Source organism: Kitasatospora sp. NPDC043950 (assembly GCF_056435345.1).
This window is the reverse complement of record NZ_JBWKER010000009.1, coordinates 34,241-55,558: the sequence shown is the minus strand read 5'-3', so window position 1 is coordinate 55,558 and position 21,318 is coordinate 34,241. Positions and strand designations below refer to the sequence as shown.

Here is a 21,318-nt window from a genome sequence, read left to right as displayed (position 1 = left end):
TGATACCGACATCCCGCACCACTCCGCCCGACCGGCAGAGCCCCCCAGCGCCCCCGCCGGGGGTGACCCCGCTGACCGAGTCGGGGGCGCTCAGCCACGTGTCGGGCGTCTGCTTCAAGATCGGACCGCCCCGGCTGGTGGGCGTCGAGGTCGAGTGGTTCGTCCACGACGACCGATGTCCCGGCAAGCCCGTCCGACCGGAACTGGTCCACGCCGCACTGGAGTCGCTGCCACTCGGCGGCCCGGACGGAGCCTCGCTCCCCTCCGGCTCGCGGCTCACGCTCGAACCCGGCGGGCAGGTCGAGCTCAGCTCCCCGCCCGCCACCGGCCTCCTGGCCTGCGTCGAGGACACCCGACGCGATCTGACCGCCCTGCGGGCCGCCTTCGCGGCGCAGGGCCTGCGCCTCACCGGCACCGGGACGGACCCGCTGGCCCGCCCCCGCCTGATGGTCCTGGACCACCCCCGCTACCTCGCGATGGAGCGGTTCTTCGACTCCGCCGGCCCCTGGGGCCGGATCATGATGACCGGCACGGCCTCGGTGCAGGTGTGCCTGGACGCCGGCGACGCGGACGGCCCGCACGCGGTGGAGCGCCGCTGGCGACTGACCCACCTGCTCGGCCCGGTCCTGGTCGCCGCCTTCGCCAACTCCCCACTGCTGGACGGCAGGCCGACCGGTCACCGCTCCACCCGGCAGACCGTCTGGTCCCGGATGGACCCGACCCGCACGCTCGCCCCGGAGCCGGACCACGGCGACCCCCGCGAGGCCTGGGCGCAGTACGTGCTGGACGCCGAGGTGCTGTGCGTGCGCCGCCCCGAGGGGCTGCCGTGGACGGCCCCACCCGGCCTGACCTTCCGCGACTGGGTCCGCGGCGGCGGCGAACGCCCGCCCACGCTGGGCGACTTGGACTACCACCGGACCACCCTGTTCCCGCCGGTGCGCCCGCACGGCCACCTGGAGCTGCGCATGATCGACGCCCAGCCCGGGGACGGCTGGGTGGTGCCCACCGCCCTGGTGACCGCGCTGCTGGACGACGTGCCGGCCGCCGAGGCCGCGCTCGCCGCGCTGGAGCCGCTGGGCCGCCCGGACGGTCCGCGCCCGCCGCGCAGCGACGTCTGGCGCCGGGCCGCGACGCTGGCCGTCGCCGATCCCGAGCTGCGCCGCGCCGCCCTGACCTGCTTCGCCGCCGCCGACGCCGCGCTGGGCCGCCTGCCCGGCGCCGGTCGGCTGCGCGCCGCCGTCGCCGAGTTCGCCGAGCGCTACCCCGCGCGCGGCCGCTGCCCGGCCGACGACCAGCTGGACGCCCTGCGCTCCGGCACCCGACGCACTCCTCCGGAGGAGGCCGCACCATGACCGACGTCCGCCCCCCTGCCGCCCCGGCGGCGGGCACCGAGGAGTTGCGCGAGACCATCGCGGCCGAGCTGCTGGCCGCCCGCGCCCGCACCGCCGCGCTCACCGACTGCGTCGAGGACGGCGACCTCACCGCCCAGCACTCGCCGTTGATGTCCCCGCTGGTCTGGGACCTGGCGCACATCGGCAACCAGGAGGAACTCTGGCTGCTGCGCAACGTCGGCGGCCGCGACCCGATGCACCCGGAGATCGACCCGCTGTACGACGCCTTCCAGCACCCCCGGGCCGAGCGGCCGAGCCTGCCGCTGCTGGCGCCCGCCGAGGCCCGGGCGTACGCGCACGAGGTGCGCGGCCGGGTGCTGGACCTGCTGGCGGCCAGTCCGCTGGAGGGGGCGCCGCTGCTGGACGCCGGGTTCGCGTTCGGGATGATCGCCCAGCACGAGCAGCAGCACGACGAGACGATGCTGATCACCCATCAGCTCCGCCCGGGGGAGCCTGCGCTGGCCGCTCCCCCGCCGCCGCCCGCCCCGGCGGACGCGGCCGCGCTGCCCGCCGAAGTGCTCGTCCCCGCAGGACCGTTCACGATGGGCACCGACACCGAGCCGTGGGCACTGGACAACGAGCGCCCCGCGCACGTGGTCGAGCTGCCCGCCTTCCTGCTGGACACCACGCCGGTCACCAACGCCGCGTACCAGCGGTTCATCGCGGACGGCGGCTACGACGAGCCGCGCTGGTGGACGCCCGAGGGCTGGGAGCACCGGCGGCGGGCCGACCTGACCGCCCCGCTGTTCTGGCGCCTGGACGGCGGCCAGTGGCTGCGGCGCCGGTTCGGCACGGTGGAGCCCGTCCCGGCGGACGAACCCGTCCTGCACGTCAGCTGGTACGAGGCGGACGCCTACGCCCGGTGGGCCGGACGGCGGCTGCCGACCGAGGCGGAGTGGGAGAAGGCGGCCCGGCACGACCCGGCGAGCGGCCGCTCCCGCCGCTACCCGTGGGGCGACCAGGCCCCCGGAGCCGAGCACGCCAACCTCGGGCAGCGACACCTGCGCCCGGCCCCGGCCGGCGGCTACCCGGCGGGCGAATCCCCGTACGGCGTACGGCAGTTGATTGGCGACGTGTGGGAGTGGACGGCCAGCGACCTCCGCCCCTACCCCGGGTTCCGGGCCTGGCCCTACCAGGAGTACTCGGAGGTCTTCTTCGGACCGGAGTACAAGGTGCTGCGCGGCGGCTGCTTCGCGGTGGCGCCGGTCGCCTGCCGGGGCACCTTCCGCAACTGGGACTACCCCGTCCGGCGGCAGATCTTCGCCGGGTTCCGCACCGCCCGCGACCTGGAGGTGGCCTGATGTGCCGCCACCTCGCCTACCTGGGTGGGCCGGTGGCGCCACGGGAGCTGCTGGTGCACCCGCCGCACGGCCTATACCGGCAGTCCTGGGCGCCCCGGGCGCAGCAGTACGGCACGGTCAACGCGGACGGCTTCGGCCTCGGCTGGTACGCGGACGGCGACGAGGTGCCGGCCCGCTACCGCCGGGACGGGCCGATCTGGGCGGACGCCGCGTTCGCCGACCTCGCCCGGGTGATCCGCACCCGGGCGCTGCTGGCGGCGGTCCGCTCCGCCACCGAGGGCTGCGCGGCGGGCGAGAGCGCGGCGGCGCCGTTCGCGGCCGGGCGCTGGCTGTTCAGCCACAACGGCGCGGTGGCGGGCTGGCCGGGCAAGCTGGACGCGCTGGCCGCCCTGCTCCCGCCGGCCGAGCTGCTGGAGCTGGAGGCACGCTCCGACTCGGCGCTGCTGTGGGCCCTGGTCCTGCACCGGCTGCGGGCGGGGGCCGGGCTCGGCGAGGCGCTGGCGGGCACCGTCGCGGACGTCACCGCGCACACCACCGGCCGGCTCAACCTGCTGCTCACCGACGGCCGCACACTCGCCGCGACCGCCTGGGGCGACACCCTGCACCACCGCGACCTGCCCGGGCTCGGCACGGTGGTGGCCTCCGAGCCGTACGACGACGCTCCCGGCTGGACGGCCGTCCCGGACGGCTCGCTGGTGGTGGTCGACGAGCGCGGCGTCACCGTCCGTCAGCTCCTCGGCCGCTACTGATCCTCCACCGCCCCTTCATCTTCTGAACAGAGGACCCACCCTGTCATGGACACATTTGATCTCACCCGGCTGCTGCCCGCCGACCACTTCAGCAGCGCGCTGCGCCACGACGTGCAGCACGGCCTGACCTCCGAACCCAAGTGGCTGCCGCCGAAGTGGTTCTACGACGCGCGGGGCAGCGAGCTGTTCGAGGAGATCACCCGGCTGCCGGAGTACTACCCGACCCGCGCCGAGCGGGCCATCCTGACCGCCCGGGCCGGCGAGATCGCCGCCGCCACCGGGGCCCGCACGCTGGTCGAGCTGGGCTCCGGCTCCTCCGAGAAGACCCGGCTGCTGCTGGACGCGCTGCGCGCGCTCGGCACCCTGGAGACGTACGTCCCGGTGGACGTCAGCGAGAGCGCGCTGACCGCCGCCGGCGTCGCGCTCGCCGCCGAGTACCCCGGGCTCGCCGTGCACGGCGTGCTGGCCGACTTCACCGCCCGGCTCGGCCTGCCCCCGGAGGGCGGCCCCCGACTGGTCGCCTTCCTCGGCGGCACCCTGGGCAACCTGCTGCCCGAGGAGCGGGCGGCCTTCCTGCGCGGGCTGCGCGCCTCCCTCGACCCGGGCGACTTCCTGCTGCTCGGCACCGACCTGGTCAAGGACCCGTCGGTGCTGGTCGCCGCCTACGACGACGCGGCCGGGGTGACCGCCGAGTTCAACCTCAACGTGCTCAACGTGCTCAACCGCGAGCTGGGCGCCGACTTCGACCCGACCGCGTTCGCGCACGTCGCGCGGTGGGACCCGGATCGGGAGTGGATCGAGATGCGGCTGCGCTCGCTGCGCGCGCAGACCGTGAAGATCCCGGCGCTGAACCTGCCGGTGCACTTCGACCGGGGCGAGGAGCTGCGCACCGAGGTGTCCGCCAAGTTCCGCCGGGAGCGGGTGTCCGCCGAGCTGGCGGCGGCCGGGCTGCGGCTGAGCCACTGGTGGACGGACGAGGAGGGCCGGTTCGGGCTGTCACTGTCCGCCCCGGCGTAGGCACGGTCGGCGCAGCTGAATTTGCTTGTTCACCTTACGAATCCTCAGAGCAAAAATTGAGGTTTCCGGTGTACAAGACTTAAACGAATAAGGGTTACGATCTCGGCTACCGAGCTCAGCGTTGAGTACCAGGAGTCAAGATCGTGAGCGTCACCAAGCAGCCCTCCGGGGCGGTCGAGGCCTCCGCGCCCGGCCGCCTCGGCTTCGTCGTCTTCATCACCGCCGCCGCAGCCCTCGGCGGGTTCCTGTTCGGCTACGACAGTTCCGTGATCAACGGCGCCGTCTCCGGGATCCAGGAGAAGTTCGGCGTCGGCGACGGCGTGACCGGTCTGATCGTCTCCTCCGCCCTGCTGGGCTCGGCGATCGGCGCCGCACTGGCCGGCCGGTTCGCCGACCGCTACGGCCGCATCAAGGTCATGAAGGCGGGCGCGCTGCTGTTCGCGGTCAGCGCGATCGGCTCGATGCTCCCCTTCGCCGCCTGGGACCTCGCCTTCTGGCGCGTGCTCGGCGGCGCGGCCATCGGCATCGCCTCGGTGATCGCCCCGACCTACATCGCCGAGGTCGCGCCCACCAAGTACCGGGGCCGGCTGGCCTCCTTCCAGCAGGCCGCGATCGTGCTCGGCATCGCGATCTCCCAGCTGGTCAACTGGCTGCTGGCGAACGCGGCCGGCGGCGACACCCGCGGCCAGCTGCTCGGCCTGGAGGCCTGGCAGTGGATGCTCGGCATCTGCGTCGTCCCGGCCGCGGTCTACTTCACCCTCGCCTCGGTGATCCCCGAGTCCCCGCGCTACCTGATCCAGGCCGGCCGGCTGGACGACGCCCGCGCCGTGCTCGCCCAGGTCGAGGGCCAGGACGTCGACACCGACGCCCGGATCGCCGAGGTCCAGGGGCTGATCGCCTCCGACCACCGCCCGCGCTTCGGCGACCTGCTCGGCGGGCGCTTCGGCCTGCTGCCGATCGTCTGGGTCGGCATCGGCCTGTCGGTCTTCCAGCAGCTGGTCGGCATCAACGTGATCTTCTACTACTCGTCGATCCTGTGGCAGTCGGTCGGCATCGACCAGAGCAACTCGCTGCTGATCAGCTTCGTCGGCTCGGTCATCAACATCCTCGGCACCGTGGTCGCGATCCTGCTGGTGGACCGGATCGGTCGCAAGCCGCTCGCCCTGATCGGCTCGGCCGGCATGGCCGTCGCGCTCGGCGCGGCCGGCTGGGCGTTCTCCTCCGCCACCGGCAGCGGCGACAACGTCACGCTGCCCGACCTCCAGGGCACCGTCGCGCTGGTCGCCGCCAACGCCTTCGTGCTGTTCTTCGCGATGTCCTGGGGCGTGGTCGTCTGGGTGATGCTCGGCGAGATGTTCCCGAACCGCATCCGGGCCGCCGCGCTGTCCGTCGCCGCCTCCGCGCAGTGGATCGCCAACTGGGCGATCACCGTGTCGTTCCCGTCGATGTCGCGCTGGAACCTGTCGGCGACCTACCTGGTGTACGCGGCGTTCGCGGCGCTGTCGATCGTCTTCGTGGCGAAGTTCATGAAGGAGACCAAGGGCGTCCGGCTGGAGGACATGGGCTGATCCGACAGTCCGACCATCGGCCCCCGCACCCTAGCGCGATCATCGCGGGTGCGGGGGCCGAATCGTTCACTCCCTGCGGCGGCCCGGACACCTCCGGTACTCCTGTTCGCCAGGAGGGATGTGTCCTTGATCTTCAACCGGCTCCGCGCCCGCAGACCAGCCGCCGTCACCGCCACCGCCACCGCCGGCTGCCCGTACGCCCACACCCACGCCCACACCCACTCCCCGGCCGCGGCCCGGCCGTCGCCCACACCGTCGCCCCCGCCGTCATCCCCGCCGCCGTCCCCACCACCGTTCACCGACCCGGAGCAGGCCGCCGAGTTCATCCGCCGCTTCCATCACGAGCAGCCCGCCACCGGGGCCCCGGACACCCGGATACGGGCCGTCCTCGACGAGATCGAGCGCACCGGCAGCTACGAGCACACCCCCGCCGAACTCGCCTACGGCGCCAAGCTCGCCTGGCGCAACGCCGCCCGCTGCATCGGCCGGCTGTACTGGCGCAGTCTGGTGGTGCGCGACCTGCGCCACCTCGGCTCGGCCGACGACATCGCCGCCGAGTGCTTCGAGCACCTGCGGCTGGCCGGCAACGGCGGACGGATCCGCCCGGTGGTCTCGGTGTTCGCCCCCGACCGCCCGGGCCGCCCGGCCGCCCGCATCGTCAACCAGCAGCTGGTCCGCTACGCCGGCCACCGGGTCGGCGACGCCGTCGTCGGCGACCCGGCCGGCACCGAACTCGCCGCCCGCGCCCGCGACCTCGGCTGGAAGTGCGCCGAGGACCGCTTCGAGGTGCTGCCGCTGCTCGTCCAGGAACACCCCGGCGAGCGCCCGCACTGGTACGAGCTGCCGGACGACACCACTCTGGAGGTACCGCTCACCCACCCCGCGTACGAGTGGTTCGCCGGCCTGGGCCTGCGCTGGTACGCGGTGCCCGCGATCAGCGACATGACGCTGGAGATCGGCGGCGTCCGCTACCCGGCCGCGCCCTTCAACGGCTGGTACATGGGCACCGAGATCGGCGCCCGCAACCTCGCCGACGCCGACCGCTACGACCTGCTCGGCACCGTCGCCGAGCGCCTGGGCCTGGACACCTCCAGCGCGCGCACGCTCTGGCGCGACCGCGCGCTGATCGAACTCAACATCGCGGTGCTGCACTCCTTCCAGGAGGCCGGAGTGACGATCGCCGACCACCACACCGAGTCCGAACGCTTCCTCCGGCACGTCGCCCAGGAGAAGCGGCTCGGCCGGCCGACCCCGGCGGACTGGAGCTGGATCGTGCCCCCGGTCTCCGGCGGGCTCACGCCCGTCTACCACCGGTACTACGACCCGGTGGACCCGTCGCTGCGGCCGGCCTTCCTGCCGCGCGAGCCCTGGTGAGGCGGCGGGGAAGGAAACGGCGGAAACGGCGGAACGGGGGGGGAGGCCGGCGGCGGAGTCTAGGAGCGTTCGGTGAGGCGGTCGAACCGCAGGACGAGCCCGTCGAGCAGCGCTTCCAGGCCGGTCTCGAAGGCGCCCTCGTCCACCGTCCCACGATGCCCGGCCAGCCGGTGCGCCTCGCCGAGGTGCGGGTAGTCGGCCGCGTCGTACACCTCGGCGTCCGCGGGGAAGCCGGCCGCGAAGGAGGCCAGCGCCGAGCCGGTGACGAAGTAGCGCATCAGCGCGCCGATCCGGGTGGCCTGGCCGCGCGGCCAGCCGGCCTCGACCAGGTGGCCGAAGACCGCGTCGGCCAGGCGCAGCGCGTTCGGCCGGCGGCCCGGGCCCTGGGCGAGCACCGGCACGATGTTGGGGTGGGCGGCGAGGGCGGCGCGGTAGGAGCGGGCCCAGTCGCGCAGCGCGTCCGGCCAGGGCGTCGGCCTACCGCCGGGCGAGCGGTCGGGCGCGCCGTCGGGAGTGCCGAACATCGACAAGTCGACCTCGCCGATCACGCTGTCCACCACCGCGTCCAGCAGTTCGTCCTTGGTCGCGACGTGGTTGTAGAGCGAGGGACCGCTGACCGACAGTTCGGTGGCGAGGCGGCGGGTGGAGAGGGCCGCCAGGCCCTCGGCGTCGATCAGCCGCAGAGCAGCGGCGACGATGCGCTCGCGGCTGAGCAGCGGGGTGCGCGGGCGGGCCATCGGGGTGCTGCCTCCGGTTCCTCCGGTCGGGTGGGGCGGGGACCGATTCTGGCAGGCGCCCCTTCCCAGCGCGGGCCGGCCGGGGCTACAGTCCCTCCATAAAACTTGCAGCGCTAGTTTAATGGATCTGGAGCCGCCGTGAACCTGGAGCTGTCCGAGGAGCAGAGCGCCGTCCGGGACCTCGCCGCCTCCTTCACCGATCGCGAGATCGCTCCGCACGCCGCCGCGTGGGACCGCGCCGAGTCCGTCGACCGCGCGATCATCGGCAAACTGGCCGGGCTCGGCTTCCTCGGCCTCACCATCCCCGAGGAGTACGGCGGCAGCGGTGGCGACCACCTCGCGTACTGCCTGGTCCTGGAGGAGCTCGGCCGCGGCGACTCGGCCGTCCGCGGCATCGTCTCGGTCACGCTCGGCCTGGTCGCCAAGTCCGTCAACGGCTACGGGACTCAGGAGCAGAAGCGGCACTGGCTCCCCCGGCTCACCTCGGGCGAGTCGCTCGGCTGCTTCGCGCTCACCGAACCCGGCACCGGCTCCGACGCGGCCAACCTCAGCACCCGTGCCGTCCGGGACGGCGACGACTGGCTGATCAGCGGCGCCAAGATGTTCATCACCAACGGCACCTGGGCCGACGTCGCCCTGGTCTTCGCCCGCACCGGCGGCGACGACCCCGACCGGCAGGGCCACAAGGGCATCACCGCTTTCCTGGTGCCCACCGACCTGCCCGGCTTCACCCGCACCGAGATCCACGGCAAGCTCGGCCTGCGCGGCCAGGCCACCGCCGAACTCGCCCTCGACCGGGTCCGGGTGCCCGACAGCGCACGGCTCGGCGAAGTCGACAAGGGGTTCCGGGTGGCGATGTCCGCGCTCGCCAAGGGCCGGATGTCGGTCGCGGCGGGCTGCGTCGGCATCGCCCGTGCCTGCCTGGAGGCCGCCGTCCGCTACGCCGGCGAGCGCGAGCAGTTCGGCCGCCCGATCGCCTCGCACCAGCTCGTCCAGGAACTGCTGGCCGGCATCGCCGTCGACGTCGAGGCCGCCCGGCTGCTCACCTGGAAGGTCGCCGACCACATCGAACGCGGCCTGCCGTTCGCCACCGAATCCTCCGTCGCCAAGCTCTACGCGAGCGAGGCCGCCGTCCGGGCCGCCAACAACGCGCTCCAGGTGTTCGGCGGCTACGGCTTCATCGACGAGTACCCGGTCGGCAAGTACCTGCGCGACGCGCGGGTCATGACCCTCTACGAGGGCACCAGCCAGATCCACCAGTTGCTCATCGGCCGCGCCCTCACTGGGGTCAACGCCTTCTGACCAGCCCGTTCATCCCATCCGATCAGCCAGGACGGGTCAATCGGACCACCCGGACCGTCCTGACCACCCGGACCGTCCTGACTGCTCGGATCACCCCGACTGCTCAGATCACTCGGATCACTGAGATCACTCGGATTCAACCGGATAGGAGCCCGACGACGTGCGTCCCGTCTACTTCGCCGCAGCCCGCCGCACACCCATTGGCCGGCTGCGCGGAGCGCTCGCCACGGTCCGCCCGGACGACCTCTCGGCCACCGTGCTGCGCGCCCTGCTCGCCGACGTCCCCGCCCTCGACCCCGCCCGCATCGACGACGTCTACTGGGGCGCCGCCAACCAGGCCGGCGAGGACAACCGCAACGCCGCCAGGATGGCCGTCCTGCTGGCCGGCCTGCCGGAGACCGTCCCCGGCGCCACCGTCAACCGGCTCTGCGCCTCCGGGCTGGAGGCCGTCACCCTCGCCGCCCGGGCCATCGGCTCCGGCGAGGCCGACGTCGTCCTGGCCGGCGGCTGCGAGTCGATGACCCGCGCCCCCTTCGTCCTCCCCCGCCCCGACGAGGCCCTCCCGCACCGGATCGAGACCTACGACACCCGGCTCGGCTGGCGGCTCACCAACCCCCGGATGGCCGAACTGCACGGCGTGCTCAGCATGGGCGAGACCGCCGAGGAGGTGGCCGGCCGGTACGGCATCGGGCGGGAACGCCAGGACGCCTTCGCGCTGCGCAGCCACCAACGGGCCGCCGCCGCCCGCAAGGACGGCCACTTCGACGCCGAGCTGATCCCGGTCGAACGGCCCGACGGCGTGATGGTCAGCCAGGACGAGGGCATCCGCGAGGACACCAGCCTGGAGAAGCTCACCCGCCTCAAGCCCGCCTTTCGCCCCGGCGGCACCGTCACGGCCGGCAACGCCTCGCCGATGAACGACGGCGCGGCCGGGCTGCTCCTGGTCGGCGAGGAGGCGCTGCGCGACCTCGGGTTGCGCCCGCTCGGCCGGTACGTCGCCGGCGCCTCCGTCGGGGTGCACCCCGACGTGATGGGCATCGGCCCGGTGCCGGCCACCCGCAAGGTGCTCGGCCGGGCCGGCTGGTCGCTGGCCGACCTCGACACCGCCGAGCTCAACGAGGCCTTCGCCGCCCAGGCCCTGGCCTCCGCTGACGGCATCGGATTCACCCCCGAACAGGCCGACGAACTGGTCAACCCGAGCGGCGGGGCGATCGCGCTCGGCCACCCGCTGGGCGGCTCCGGCGCGCGCATCCTCACCACCCTGCTGCACCGGATGCGCCGCACCGACGCCCGGCGCGGCCTCGCCACCATGTGTGTGGGGGTCGGTCAGGGCACCGCCGTCCTCGTCGAGAACGTTGACTGAGTGCGCGCCCGCGTTCGCGCTCGCGTTCACGTCCGGGTTCGCGTTCACGTCCGAGTTCGAGTTCACGTCCGAGTTCGAGTTCACGTCTGAGTTCACGTCCGAGTTCAAGGGAGCACCGGGAATGACTGAAGTAGCCGCAGTGGCCGAAGTGACGGGCCTGGCGGGCAGGTTCGCGGGGAGGGTCGCCGTCGTGACCGGCGCCGCGCAGGGCATCGGCGCGGCCACCGCCCACCGGCTCGCCGAGGAGGGCGCGGCCGTCGCCGTCGTCGACCTCACCGCCGAACGGGCCGCCGGGACGGTCGCGGCGATCACCGCCAAGGGCGGCACCGCACGGGCGTACGGCTGCGACGTGGCCGACTACGACGCCGTCGAGGCGGTGTTCGCGCAGGTCGCGGCGGACCTCGGTGGGGTGCACATCCTGGTGAACAACGCCGGGATCACCCGGGACAACCTGTTCTTCAAGATGCCGAAGGCCGACTGGGACGCGGTCCTGACCGTCAATCTGACCAGCGCGTACAACTGCAGCCACGTCGCGCAGAAGTACATGGTGGCGCAGAAGTACGGGAAGATCGTCTCGCTCAGCTCGCGCTCCGCCCTCGGCAACCGGGGACAGGCCAACTACGCGGCCGCCAAGGCCGGCATCCAGGGGCTCACCGCGACCCTCGCGATCGAGCTGGGGCCGTTCAACATCAACGTCAACGCCGTCGCCCCCGGGTACGTCGCCACCGCGATGACCGCGGCCACCGCCGAGCGGGTCGGCAGCACGGCCGAGGACCAGCAGGCGGAGGTCTCCGCCCGGACCCCGCTGCGCCGGGTGGGACAGCCGGAGGAGATCGCGTCCGTGGTCGCCTTCCTGGCCAGCGAGGACGCCTCGTACGTCAGCGGGCAGACGCTGTACGTCAACGGCGGGGCGCGGTAGGTCTAGCCCGGGCGGGGACCTTCAAGGACTCTTCAGCATTAGTACGATAATACTGACGTAGCGTCACATGACCGTCCCGGGCGTGGGGTTACCTTCACCTGGGACGGCCTTTACCTTTTCGCGTGGCCGAGCATGACCATGCCTCTGATCAGGCGACCCCACCAAATGACTATGGCATGATCATGCGGCAGTCGATGGGATGGCCGGACCGACCCGACCGGACCAGGTCGGGCCCTGCGCCCCAAGGAGTCCCATGGGCAGCCCCGCCCCCCTTCGCCGTGCCCTGGCTCTGCTCGCCGTCGGGGCCACCGCCCTCACGGCCGGCACCATCGCCGTCCCGGCGGTCGGCGCCGCGACCGCCGCCCCCGCGCACGACCTCACGGGCGTCCACGTCCGCCCCGCCTCCTTCGGGCACCACAACGCCCAGGGCCGCACCGCCCCGCTGACCACCACCCAGTGCGTCAGCCAGATCGGCATCCACTGCTACTCGCCGCTGCAGTACCGGAACGCCTACAACCTGAACCCGTTGTACCAGGAGGGCATCACCGGCAAGGGCCGCACGATCGTCATCGTCGACTCCTTCGGCTCGCCGACCATCCAGCACGACCTGGAGGTCTTCGACAAGCAGTGGGGCATCCAGGACACCAACGTCGAGGTGGTCAAGTGGGGCAACGTCCCCGCCTTCGACCCCAAGAACCCCGACCACACCGGCTGGGCCGGCGAGACCACGCTGGACGTCGAGTACGCCCACGCCATCGCCCCCGACGCGCACATCGTCCTGGTCGAGACCGGTGTCGCCGAGACCGAGGGCACCACCGGCCTGCCCGAGATGATGGACGCCGAGAAGGCCCTCATCAAGGCCGGTCGCGGCGACGTCATCTCGCAGAGCTTCGGCGCCACCGAGAACACCTTCCCGGGCTACGACAAGGGCGACTTCAAGTCGCTCACCGACCTGCGCTACGCCTTCCAGGCCGCCGCCGACCACAACGTCACCGTGCTCGCCGCCTCCGGCGACAACGGCGCCACCGACTCGCAGGCCAACGGCACCGACCTGTACCCGTACAAGGTCAACTCCTGGCCGTCCTCCGACCCGCTGGTCACCTCCATCGGCGGCACCCAGCTCACCCTGGACGACAACGGCGCGCGCACCGCGCCCGACAAGGTGTGGCACGACAAGTCCGGCGCCGGCGGCGGTGGCGTCTCCGGCATCTTCGAGCGCCCGTGGTACCAGGCCGGCGTCGCCAACGTCACCGGCAACCACCGCGGCACGCCCGACATCAGCATGAGCGCGGCCGTCGACGGCGGTGCCTGGACCTACGAGTCCTACGACCCGACCTCCGTCGGCTGGCACCTCACCGGCGGCACCAGCGAGGCCACCCCGCTGTTCTCCGGCGTCGTCGCCCTCGCCGACCAGCTCGCCGGCCACCGCCTCGGCCAGCTCAACTGGCGCCTGTACGGGCTCAACCTGCTCCCGAGCGCGTGGAGCGGCATCACGGACGTGAAGGAGGGCGACAACTCCTGGGGCAGCGTCACCGGCTACACCGCCACCGAGGGCTACGACCTCTCCAGCGGCCTCGGCACCATCGACGGCGCGAAGTTCGTCCACGCCATCGCCGGTCGCTGACGGGCCGCAGTGAGTAGCAGGTAACAACTAACAGCGAACAGATAACAGATTTCGAAATCTGTTATCTGTTCGCTGTTCTCTGTCATCTGTTCGCGGCCAGGTACCGGTCGTCCGGCCCAGCCGCGCGCGGCGCGAAGGGTCAGACGCGGTCCGCCGGGGCGGAAGCAGGCGTCGCGGCGGGCTCCGGGGCGGCGGCCAGTTGGGCGAGGTAGCGCTCGGCGGCGCGGAGCTTGCGGCCGTCGGGGCCCGGGAGGTAGGCGCGGAGCTCGATGATCTCCGGGGCGATCCGAAGGGCCGCCGCACGATCGGGGACAGAGCGCCAGCAGGCCTCGGCGTTGGTGGCCGCCTGTTGGGTCTCCGGGTGGTCCGGTCCCTGCGAACGGAGCAGCGCCAGGGCCACCTCGCGGTAGATGTCCGCGGCCTCGGCCGACCGGCCCGCGAGACGGCACACGTGCGCCCGGACCTGGCGCACCTGGAGGACCGGTTCGGAGACGGCGCCGTGCTCGGCGATCGCCTCCAGTTCGAGGGCGAAGGCGAGTTCGGTGGCGGCGCCGTGCTCTCCGGCGTCCGCGCTGCGGACGATCCGGCCGATGGCCTCCCGGTAGTCGGCACGCGGCTGACCGGACACCGGAGCGTCGACGGGCACCGCATCGGCAGGTACCTCGTCTGCCGGGACGGGGTCCGCCGGGGCCTCCGCCACCGGGACCGCGTCCACGGGGGCCTCGCCCACGGGGGCCTCGTCGTCGGTCGGGGCCGTGCCGTCCGGCGCTTCCGCCGTCGGCACCGCGTCGGCGGGGGCCTCGTCCACCGGAGGGGCCTGCGCCGGGACGGCGTCCTGCGGTTCCGCCGTCAGCGTGGCGGCGTCCGCCGGTGCCTGCTCCGGCTCCCACTCCGACTCCGGCTCCATCTCCGGCTGCTGGGGCTTGGCCAGCGTCACGCCTGCGGACGGCTCGACAACCTCGGGCGTCGCGTCCGCCGGAGCGGGCTTGTGCAGGGTCACGCCGGCCGGACCGGCCGGCTGCCCCTTCAGCAGGCTGACCGGGCGGGCCGGCCTCGGCGGGGTGGGCGGCACGCCGGGCTTGACCAGGCTCACCGGACCGGCCTCGGCCGTGGGAGCGGGGGAGGCCGACGGCGGCGGAGCCGTGGGCGCCACGGGCGGTTCGACGACGGCGTCCTGTGACTCCGCCCGGCCCGGCACCGGCGGCACCGACAGCGCGGGCGGCCCGGACGACACCACATCGGCGCGCACGGCATCGACCGGCACCGCATCGACCGGCGGCACCGCGTCGGCCGACGCCGACACGTCGGCCGGCGGACCGTCGCCACGGCGGGCGGTGTTGCGGAAGACCGGGCGGTCCGGGGCGTGCGTGGCCAGGATGACGACGTCCGGCCGCAGCACCGAGTACACCTGCTGCCGCAGTTGCTCGGGCGCGAGCACGTCGCCCGCGCCGGGGCGGCCGCCGTGCAGCGCCTCGATCAGGGCGCGGGTGAAGGTGCCGATCTGCTCCGGGTCCGGGCTGACGACCGCCCAGAGCGGGATGCCCTCGCTGAGCGGCGAGGCGGCGCCCTGGAGGTACGGCCAGGCGTTCTGGTCGGCACTGAGGTCGGCGACGACGAGGGTCTGCCACTCGGCCGGGCGGTGGCTCAGCTCGGCGGCGACGGCCTGCCAGGGCAGGCCGTCCTGCTTGGAGTCGCGCAGGGTGAGCTGGAGCTGTCCGCCGCGCTTGTCGGCGACCACGTGACCGCCCAAGTGGACGAGCAGCGGCCCCGGATGGCGGGACGCGGCGCGCAGGTGGGCGAGGACGGTGTGCGGGTCACTGGCGCCGGGGAGGTGGACGGCGTCCACCGCGTCCGCGGCGAGCAGCACCTGCGGTGAGACGGCCGCGAGCATCGCGGACAGCACCGACGCCTGGGCGGGACCGCCCCGACCCCAGGTGCGGCGCCCGGAGTTGCCGTACCCGCCCTCGACGACCAGGATCCGTCCGCGCGGCGCCGCCCCCAGTCCGCCTGTACCGGGAGCGCTCACGCCCGGGGCCGGGAAGGACAGCGGCGTGGCCGTGGACGGCAGCGCGCCCACGGCGGGCATGCCGGTGACGGTCCATCCGGTGGGCGCGGTCGGCGGCGGGCCCGGCACCGCGGCCGGAGCCGTCGGCGGGGCTGCCGGAGCGGACGGCGGGAGCGGGGGCACGGGCGGCGGCTCGTAGAGCGCGGCGGGCCCGGGCGGGTGCTCCTCGGCCGGGGTGCGCGGCGGCGGTACGGCGTCCCAGGGGCCCGAGTCCGCTGCCGGTTCGGGGCCTCCGGGGACAGCTGTCGTCTCCGCCATCTTCTGGTCACCGCCCACCCCGCCGCTTCGCGGCGTCTGATGCCCTTGCTGGGTGGTGCCTACCACCACTCCCGTCGCGCCACCCTACGAGATCCCGGCACACCCGATCCAGGCCGGGTCTCCGATCGGAGCGCCACGCGGCCCGCTATCGTGCCGTCATGGCAGGCCCCGGTACACCTCTCCTGTTCCTCGACGTCGACGGACCACTCATCCCCTTCGGCGCGCCGCCCCCTGGCGGCTACCCCGTCTTCCGCGGCGACTCCGCCGCCGCACCCGGTCCGGGCGTCAACCCCCTGCTGGCCCGCGTCGATCCGGCACTCGGCGGGCGCCTGCTGAGCCTGCCGTGCGAACTGGTGTGGGCGACGACGTGGATGTCCGATGCGAACGAGTGCCTCTCCCCCCGGCTCGGACTGCCGCAACTACCCATCGTGGACTGGCCGGTGGCGGAAGGCGACGAACCGGCCGACCTGCACGGGAAGACCCGCGCGCTGGTCGCCCGAGCTGCCGGCCGCCCGTTCGTCTGGGTGGACGACGAGATCACCGCCACCGACCGCCGCTGGATCGCGGCCCACTCGCCCGCCCCCGCACTCCTCCACCGCGTCGACCCCCAACGCGGCCTCACCGCAGCCGACTTCGCCACCCTGGACGCCTGGTTGCGCGCACTACCGACTCGACGCGCCCTGGACTCCCCGACCATCTAGACTCCCGGACCGTGGACTACGCCGCCGGACCGCCCCTGCCCTGGCACCTGACGCTGGACGGCGGGGCGGTGGTCGAGCTGTGGGCGGACGGGTACGGCGTCGAGGGCGGGGCGTACGTCTTCAGCGTGCTCGCCCGGGCCACCGTGGCGGAGCAGGGGCAGGTCGACGTCGTCGCCCGGACGCCGGCGGACCCGACCCGGGTGGGTGTGACGGTGGCCCGCGTCCCGGTCGCCGCCGTCTGGGACGTCCACACCGCCACCGAACGCACCGTCGACGGCCGGTGCGTCTGCCCGACCTGACCGACCCCACCGGCCCTGCCCTGCATGCCGCTGCCCGGTCACCCCGAGGGGCGGCCGGGCAGCGGCATGCAGGGGACGTCAGGAACCGGCCAGCAGATCGCGGAGCAGGGCGACGGTGTCGGCGTCCAGGTCACGGCCGGTGCGGCGGCTGAGCGCGTCGAGACGGTTGACGGCGCGCAGGAGTTGGTCGCGGGCGCCGGCCGAGGCGTAGGCGTAGAAGAGGTCCCGGTGCAGGAGTTCGACGTCCGGGGCGACGGCGAGGCCGCGGAAGACGGCGGCCTCGGCGCTGCGGTGGTCGCCGTACTGCAGGCGGCGGGCGGCCAGTTCGTGGGCGGTGTCGACGATCGCCGCGATCATGTCCTGGCGTTCGGCCTCGGCCCAGCCGTAGGAGGCGGGCGGGGCCTCGGCGAACGGGGCGCCGCGCACCAGGGCCAGGGCGTGGGCGAGGGCGGCGTCGGCGGTGGCGCTGGTGCTGCGCATGCCGCGCCGGTAGAGGCTGCGGAACTCGTCCCAGTCGCAGGTGACGACCGGGGTGAAGGAGTAGCCGTCGGTGGTGTCGGTCGGCAGGAAGGCGCGGCCCTCGGGCGAGGTGCCGAACCAGGCGGCCAGGTCGGCGAGTTTGCCGGGGAGCGGGCTCTTGGCGTCGGCCGCGGTGGGGTGCGGGTCGAGGTGGGCGGCGCCGGGGTGGAGGTCGTGGTCGAGGGCGTGGTGGTCGGCGCCGGGCCGCAGCGCGAGGTAGACGGCGAGTTCGGTGAGCCGGGACAGCGCGCCGGGTTCGGCGGCACCGAGGGCTCCGGCGACGTCGACCGGGCCGAGCAGGCGGATCCGGGGGGCGTTGCGGGCGGCGTGCGCCTCCGGGGAGCGCAGGATGGCGAGCAGGTCGTCGCTGTCGCTGCGCCCGGGGGTGGTCTGGGCGACCGGGGCGGCGGCGGGGCCGGGCTCGGATCCGGGTTCGAGCCCGGGCTCGGCGTAGGAATCGGCCTGGGAGCCGGCTTCGGCCGGGGCCTCGGCTTCGGTGCCGGGCACGAGGTCGGGCGAGGGCTCCGGCCGGGACGGGACGCGCGGGTCGACGCCGGAGGGCGCGGGCGCGGGCTGGTGGACCGGGGCCGGCTCGACGGGCGGCGGCGGCACGACCGGCTGGACGGACTGGACGGCGGGCACGGACGGCACGGACAGCACGGGCTGGACGGACGGCACGGCGAGGACCGCCGCGGGGGCTTGCTGCGGTGCCTCCGCCGCGTCCCCCGCCACCGCGTCCGGGCGGCGCAGGTCCCGGGTGGCCTCGTCCGCTGCCTCGTCCGCGGCCTCGTCAACGACCTGACCGACCACGAGCTCTTCCTCGGTCCCGATCCCGCTCCCGGTACCGGCTCCGCTCCCGACCTCGACCTCGACCTCGACCTCGGTCTCGACCTCGGTCTCGGTCTCGGCGGAGGCGGCCTGCCGCCCCTGTCCGTTGACCGCGTACCGCCCCGGCCCGGCCGGAGGGGCCGGCACCGGCGTCGCCGGGTCGGTGCCCGCGAACGGGCTGGCGCCGGTGCCGATGACCCGGGCGAGCAGCCGGGGCCCGGCGGCCGTGTCCGTACCGCCCTGCACGCCGGCCGCGGGGGCCCCGACGGCGGCCAGTACGGGTACGGCGGCGGGCAGTTCGGCCGTGTCGGCGTCGTCGTCCGCGTCGGGGTCGAGGCCGGGACCGTCCAGGGTCCAGGCGGGGGCCGGGTGCTGGGTGAGGTCGTCGGCGGCGCGGAGCAGTTCGGCGACCTGGTCGTACTGCTGGTCGCTGAGCCGCTGGAGTTCGACGGTGAGGTGCAGGCCGGGGATGGCCGCCTGGCCGGTGGCCGGGAGGGTCCAGCGGGCGACCGGGCCGGTACCGCGTTCGGGGGCACGGGTGATGACGGCGACGCAGGTGCGCGGCCGGGCATCGAGCAGGCGGCCGAGTTCGGCGGGGACCTCGCCGCCGGGCTGCTGGGCGCAGAGCACGATCTCGGGGGTCCAGGACTCGTCGGCCTGGCCCCGGCTGCGGGCGTCGCGCGGGCTGGCGGCCTCGGCGGCGACCAGCGTGGCGCGGGCCTTGGCGGTGCGCGGGCCGAGGGCGGCGAGCGCGGCCTCCAGGGTGGGGTGGCGGTGGATGCGTTCGGCGGCCGGGCCGCTGATCGGCACCTCCTCGGCGAGGTCGACCAGGTGCAGGTGGAGCCGGTCGGCGAGCGGGCTGTGCGCGAGTTCGATGGCGAGGGTGCGCAGGATGTCGCGGGCGTCGTCGGGGTGGCCGGAGAGGTGGAGCAGCCGGACGGCCTCCAGATCGGCGAGGACGACCGAGCCGTCGGGCGAGGTGCCGAGGGTGACCAGGGCGGGGTAGGGCGCGGCGGTCTTGCGGGCCTGGGCGGCGCTGAGCAGGTCGCCGGAGTCGAGGCTGCACCACCAGACGTTGGCGGCGTGCGCGGCACGGAACGGCGCGATCGGGGTGGCCGGGCCGGAGAGGTGCAGTTCGATGGTGTGGCCGGGGGTGATCCGGGCGGCGACGATGGCGGGCAGGCGCTTGCCGCCGCGCACGGTGTTGCGGGCCATGGTGCGCAGGGCGCGGTCGAGCAGGTCGAGGCCCGCGTCGTCCTGACGGGCCCTGAGCTCGTTCTCGAAGGCGGCGGCCTCGGCGTCGGGCATGGTGATGCGGTGCCGGGGGCGGCGGGCGCGCAGCTGGGTGCCGCGCTTGTGCGCGACGGTGCCGACCATGACGGCGGCGAGCAGGACACCGACGGTGGAGGCAGTGAGGGCGATGGAGTAGTCGTCGCCGGCGGCCGGTTCGGCGTGCGCGGCGGGGGCAGGCGCATGGGTGGGCGCGTGGGTGGGCGCCGGGGTGACGGGATTAGACGCGGCCGGGGTCGGCGCGGCCTGGGTCGGCGCGGGGGCGGGGGTGGCGGGCGCCTGATCGGCCGGCGGCTGGCCGGTCGACGGCGCCGACTGCGGCGCCGGAGCGGGAGCGGGAGCGGGAGCGGGCTCGGACGAAGGAGCAGGCGAAGGAGCAGGCGCGGGAGCGGCGGCCCCCGGCACCGTGAGCACCATCCCGGGCACCAGCACGTCCGGATCGGTCAGCCGTTCCCCGTCCGGCGCCTGGGCGCCCTTGTTCGCCTCGAACAGCTTCGGCCACGCCTCGGCGTCCCCCAACTCCCTTTGGGCGATGGCGGACAGGCTGTCCCCGCCCTGGACGGTCACCGTCGCATGCCCGCCCGCACCCGGCTCCGTCCCGGCCTGCGGCACCTGGGCCGACCCGGCACCGGGAGCGGGGGCAGGGGCAGGCTCGGACGAAGGAGCGGGCGCAGGAGCGGGCGCGGGCGCCGACCCGTCCGCCTTCGCGTCCCCCGGCATCAGCAGCGCCCACCCCGGCTGGATCGGCCGGTCGGCGTCGAAGCGGATGCCGGAATCGTCCATCACCCGGCCGTCGTTGAGCTTGGCGATATCCACCCACCGTTCACCGGAGCCCAGTTGGCGTTCGGCGATGGACCACAGGCTGTCGGCGGGCCGACTGTCCCGCACGGTGTACGTGGGGTTCTGCTCGGCGGCGGGCGCCAGGGCGGGCGCGGCCTGGGCGGCGGGCAGGGCGGCGCGCTGCACGCCGGCCGCCAACTGCGCGGGGGCGGTGGCGGTGTGGGCCGGGGTGGCGGCGAAGGCCGAGCCGGCGACCGGCATCAGCGCGAACACCGAGCCGACCAGGCCGGCCGCCATCCGCTGGCTCCAGCCGAAGGCGGGGATGCGGCGGGCGATCCGGCCGCGCAGCTGCGCGGGGATCTCCAGCAGGACGGAGAGCGCGAAGCAGGCCCAGGCGAACCAGCCGACCACGACCAGCAGCCAGAGGAACAGCCGTCCGTCGTCCGGGCCGGTGAGCGCCTGGCCGACGCCCTCCGGCGCGACGTCGCCCATCGCGGCGACCGCACGGGTGCCGTAGAGCAGCAGCGCGGGGACACCGAGCAGCAGGGCGAGCAGGGTGACCAGCGCGGCGAGCGCGGTGATCAGGGCTGCGCCGCGGCCTCGCCCACGCGGTGGGCGGGGCGCCGGGGCGGCGGGGCGGCCCGCGGCCCGGTGGCCGGTGTGGGCCCGGCCGTCGGCGCCCCGGGCCTGGTCCTTGGCGCCGGGGCTCCGGCCCTTGGCGGTTCGAGCCCGGCCCGGGGCGGTTCGGGCCTGGTCCTTGGCACGTGGCGCGGCCATCAGTCGGTCTCCGCTTTCTCGACTCCGTGGACGAGGGTCGCACTGCCCTTGCCCGTTACCTTCCGCTCCCCGAGCGCGCCCAGCAGGACGGGCCGGTAGTCGGCCCGCACGGTGACGGTGACGACCTTGCCGTCGCCGGAGAACTCGACCTCGCCCGCCTGAAGGCCGTACAGGGCCAGGTAGGCGTCGGCGGCCTGCCGAACGTAGTCCTGCTGGACCTTGAAGCCCTTCCCCTGGAGGACGGCGGCCTGGTCGAGCTGCTGTCCGCCGACCCGCGCGGCCTCCTGGGCGTAGGCGTCGGTGCGTTCGGCGACCCGCAACCGGCCGCCGGCGTCGATCACCAGGGCGATGACGAGCACGACGTAGGCCGCGCAGATCGCCACGAAGAGGGCGACCGCGCCCCGGTCGGAGCGGCGCCGGCGCCGCGCCCTGACAGGCACTCCCATCCCCCCTGCC

At 74.4% G+C, this 21,318-nt stretch carries 16 protein-coding genes; 12 read left to right on the top strand and 4 right to left on the bottom strand.

The window, feature by feature from the left end; all coding sequences use genetic code 11:
* Nucleotides 1–62 precede the first annotated feature (62 nt).
* The 6 genes from egtA (at nt 63) to AC07BF_RS08530 (ending at nt 7,400) form a co-directional block, all read left to right on the top strand.
* On the top strand, nt 63–1,352 hold the full coding sequence (gene egtA, locus AC07BF_RS08555; RefSeq protein WP_400984412.1) for an ergothioneine biosynthesis glutamate--cysteine ligase EgtA: 1,290 nt from the start codon (nt 63–65) through the stop codon (nt 1,350–1,352).
* Nucleotides 1,349–2,692: an ergothioneine biosynthesis protein EgtB gene (gene egtB, locus AC07BF_RS08550; RefSeq protein ID WP_363579144.1), complete on the top strand. Its 1,344-nt coding sequence runs from the start codon at nt 1,349–1,351 to the stop codon at nt 2,690–2,692. The genes egtA and egtB overlap by 4 nt, the downstream gene beginning before the upstream one ends.
* Nucleotides 2,692–3,441, top strand: a complete 750-nt coding sequence (egtC, locus tag AC07BF_RS08545; protein WP_363630631.1) for an ergothioneine biosynthesis protein EgtC — start codon at nt 2,692–2,694, stop codon at nt 3,439–3,441. The genes egtB and egtC overlap by 1 nt, the downstream gene beginning before the upstream one ends.
* A gap of 45 nt (nt 3,442–3,486) precedes the next feature.
* Complete coding sequence (egtD, locus tag AC07BF_RS08540; protein WP_363579148.1) at nt 3,487–4,458, top strand: L-histidine N(alpha)-methyltransferase; 972 nt, start codon at nt 3,487–3,489, stop codon at nt 4,456–4,458.
* Between the two features lie 143 nt (nt 4,459–4,601).
* Complete coding sequence (locus AC07BF_RS08535; protein ID WP_363579150.1) at nt 4,602–6,026, top strand: sugar porter family MFS transporter; 1,425 nt, start codon at nt 4,602–4,604, stop codon at nt 6,024–6,026.
* 126 nt (nt 6,027–6,152) lie between these two features.
* On the top strand, nt 6,153–7,400 hold the full coding sequence (locus AC07BF_RS08530; protein ID WP_400843695.1) for a nitric oxide synthase oxygenase: 1,248 nt from the start codon (nt 6,153–6,155) through the stop codon (nt 7,398–7,400).
* A gap of 59 nt (nt 7,401–7,459) precedes the next feature.
* Here AC07BF_RS08530 and AC07BF_RS08525 read toward each other — a convergent pair whose 3' ends face one another.
* Nucleotides 7,460–8,137: a TetR/AcrR family transcriptional regulator gene (locus AC07BF_RS08525; RefSeq protein WP_363579153.1), complete on the bottom strand. Its 678-nt coding sequence runs from the start codon at nt 8,135–8,137 to the stop codon at nt 7,460–7,462.
* A 138-nt stretch (nt 8,138–8,275) separates the two neighbouring features.
* Between AC07BF_RS08525 and AC07BF_RS08520 the strand changes: the two genes are divergently transcribed.
* The 4 genes from AC07BF_RS08520 to AC07BF_RS08505 all read left to right on the top strand — a co-directional run bounded on the left by AC07BF_RS08520 (nt 8,276) and on the right by AC07BF_RS08505 (nt 13,345).
* Nucleotides 8,276–9,439 carry an acyl-CoA dehydrogenase family protein gene (locus AC07BF_RS08520; protein WP_363579155.1) on the top strand — a complete coding sequence of 388 codons (1,164 nt, stop codon included), beginning with the start codon at nt 8,276–8,278 and terminating at the stop codon, nt 9,437–9,439.
* Nucleotides 9,440–9,599: 160 nt separating this feature from the next.
* The gene (locus AC07BF_RS08515) at nt 9,600–10,802 is read left to right on the top strand and encodes a thiolase family protein (RefSeq protein WP_363579157.1); all 1,203 of its coding nucleotides are present in this window, start codon (nt 9,600–9,602) and stop codon (nt 10,800–10,802) included.
* 121 nt (nt 10,803–10,923) lie between these two features.
* On the top strand, nt 10,924–11,721 hold the full coding sequence (fabG, locus tag AC07BF_RS08510; RefSeq protein WP_363579158.1) for a 3-oxoacyl-ACP reductase FabG: 798 nt from the start codon (nt 10,924–10,926) through the stop codon (nt 11,719–11,721).
* A gap of 253 nt (nt 11,722–11,974) precedes the next feature.
* Complete coding sequence (locus AC07BF_RS08505; protein ID WP_363579160.1) at nt 11,975–13,345, top strand: S53 family peptidase; 1,371 nt, start codon at nt 11,975–11,977, stop codon at nt 13,343–13,345.
* A gap of 139 nt (nt 13,346–13,484) precedes the next feature.
* On the opposite strand, the gene AC07BF_RS08500 is transcribed toward AC07BF_RS08505, so the two are convergent.
* The gene (locus tag AC07BF_RS08500) at nt 13,485–15,668 is read right to left on the bottom strand and encodes a hypothetical protein (protein ID WP_363579162.1); all 2,184 of its coding nucleotides are present in this window, start codon (nt 15,666–15,668) and stop codon (nt 13,485–13,487) included.
* Nucleotides 15,669–15,826: 158 nt separating this feature from the next.
* Here AC07BF_RS08500 and AC07BF_RS08495 point away from each other — a divergent pair, with 158 nt between their 5' ends.
* Together AC07BF_RS08495 and AC07BF_RS08490 are read left to right on the top strand one after the other, a co-directional pair.
* Nucleotides 15,827–16,369: an HAD domain-containing protein gene (locus AC07BF_RS08495; protein ID WP_363579164.1), complete on the top strand. Its 543-nt coding sequence runs from the start codon at nt 15,827–15,829 to the stop codon at nt 16,367–16,369.
* Between the two features lie 11 nt (nt 16,370–16,380).
* Nucleotides 16,381–16,668, top strand: coding sequence for a hypothetical protein (locus AC07BF_RS08490; RefSeq protein WP_363579166.1), 288 nt, complete (start codon nt 16,381–16,383; stop codon nt 16,666–16,668).
* A gap of 78 nt (nt 16,669–16,746) precedes the next feature.
* On the opposite strand, the gene AC07BF_RS08485 is transcribed toward AC07BF_RS08490, so the two are convergent.
* Both AC07BF_RS08485 and AC07BF_RS08480 read right to left on the bottom strand, forming a co-directional pair.
* On the bottom strand, nt 16,747–20,862 hold the full coding sequence (locus tag AC07BF_RS08485; protein ID WP_363579168.1) for a LysM peptidoglycan-binding domain-containing protein: 4,116 nt from the start codon (nt 20,860–20,862) through the stop codon (nt 16,747–16,749).
* On the bottom strand, nt 20,862–21,308 hold the full coding sequence (locus tag AC07BF_RS08480; RefSeq protein ID WP_363579169.1) for a hypothetical protein: 447 nt from the start codon (nt 21,306–21,308) through the stop codon (nt 20,862–20,864). Before AC07BF_RS08480 ends, AC07BF_RS08485 begins: the two co-directional genes overlap by 1 nt.
* Between the last annotated feature and the right edge of the window lie 10 nt (nt 21,309–21,318).

Coding starts and splice junctions, on each gene's coding strand:
- egtB (WP_363579144.1), top strand. CDS start 1,349: ATGACCGACGTCCGCCCCCCTGCCGCCCCGGCGGCGGGCACCGAGGAG.
- egtC (WP_363630631.1), top strand. CDS start 2,692: ATGTGCCGCCACCTCGCCTACCTGGGTGGGCCGGTGGCGCCACGGGAG.
- egtD (WP_363579148.1), top strand. CDS start 3,487: ATGGACACATTTGATCTCACCCGGCTGCTGCCCGCCGACCACTTCAGC.
- AC07BF_RS08525 (WP_363579153.1), bottom strand. CDS start 8,137: ATGGCCCGCCCGCGCACCCCGCTGCTCAGCCGCGAGCGCATCGTCGCC.
- fabG (WP_363579158.1), top strand. CDS start 10,924: ATGACTGAAGTAGCCGCAGTGGCCGAAGTGACGGGCCTGGCGGGCAGG.
- AC07BF_RS08505 (WP_363579160.1), top strand. CDS start 11,975: ATGGGCAGCCCCGCCCCCCTTCGCCGTGCCCTGGCTCTGCTCGCCGTC.
- AC07BF_RS08500 (WP_363579162.1), bottom strand. CDS start 15,668: ATGGCGGAGACGACAGCTGTCCCCGGAGGCCCCGAACCGGCAGCGGAC.
- AC07BF_RS08495 (WP_363579164.1), top strand. CDS start 15,827: ATGGCAGGCCCCGGTACACCTCTCCTGTTCCTCGACGTCGACGGACCA.
- AC07BF_RS08485 (WP_363579168.1), bottom strand. CDS start 20,862: ATGGCCGCGCCACGTGCCAAGGACCAGGCCCGAACCGCCCCGGGCCGG.
- AC07BF_RS08480 (WP_363579169.1), bottom strand. CDS start 21,308: ATGGGAGTGCCTGTCAGGGCGCGGCGCCGGCGCCGCTCCGACCGGGGC.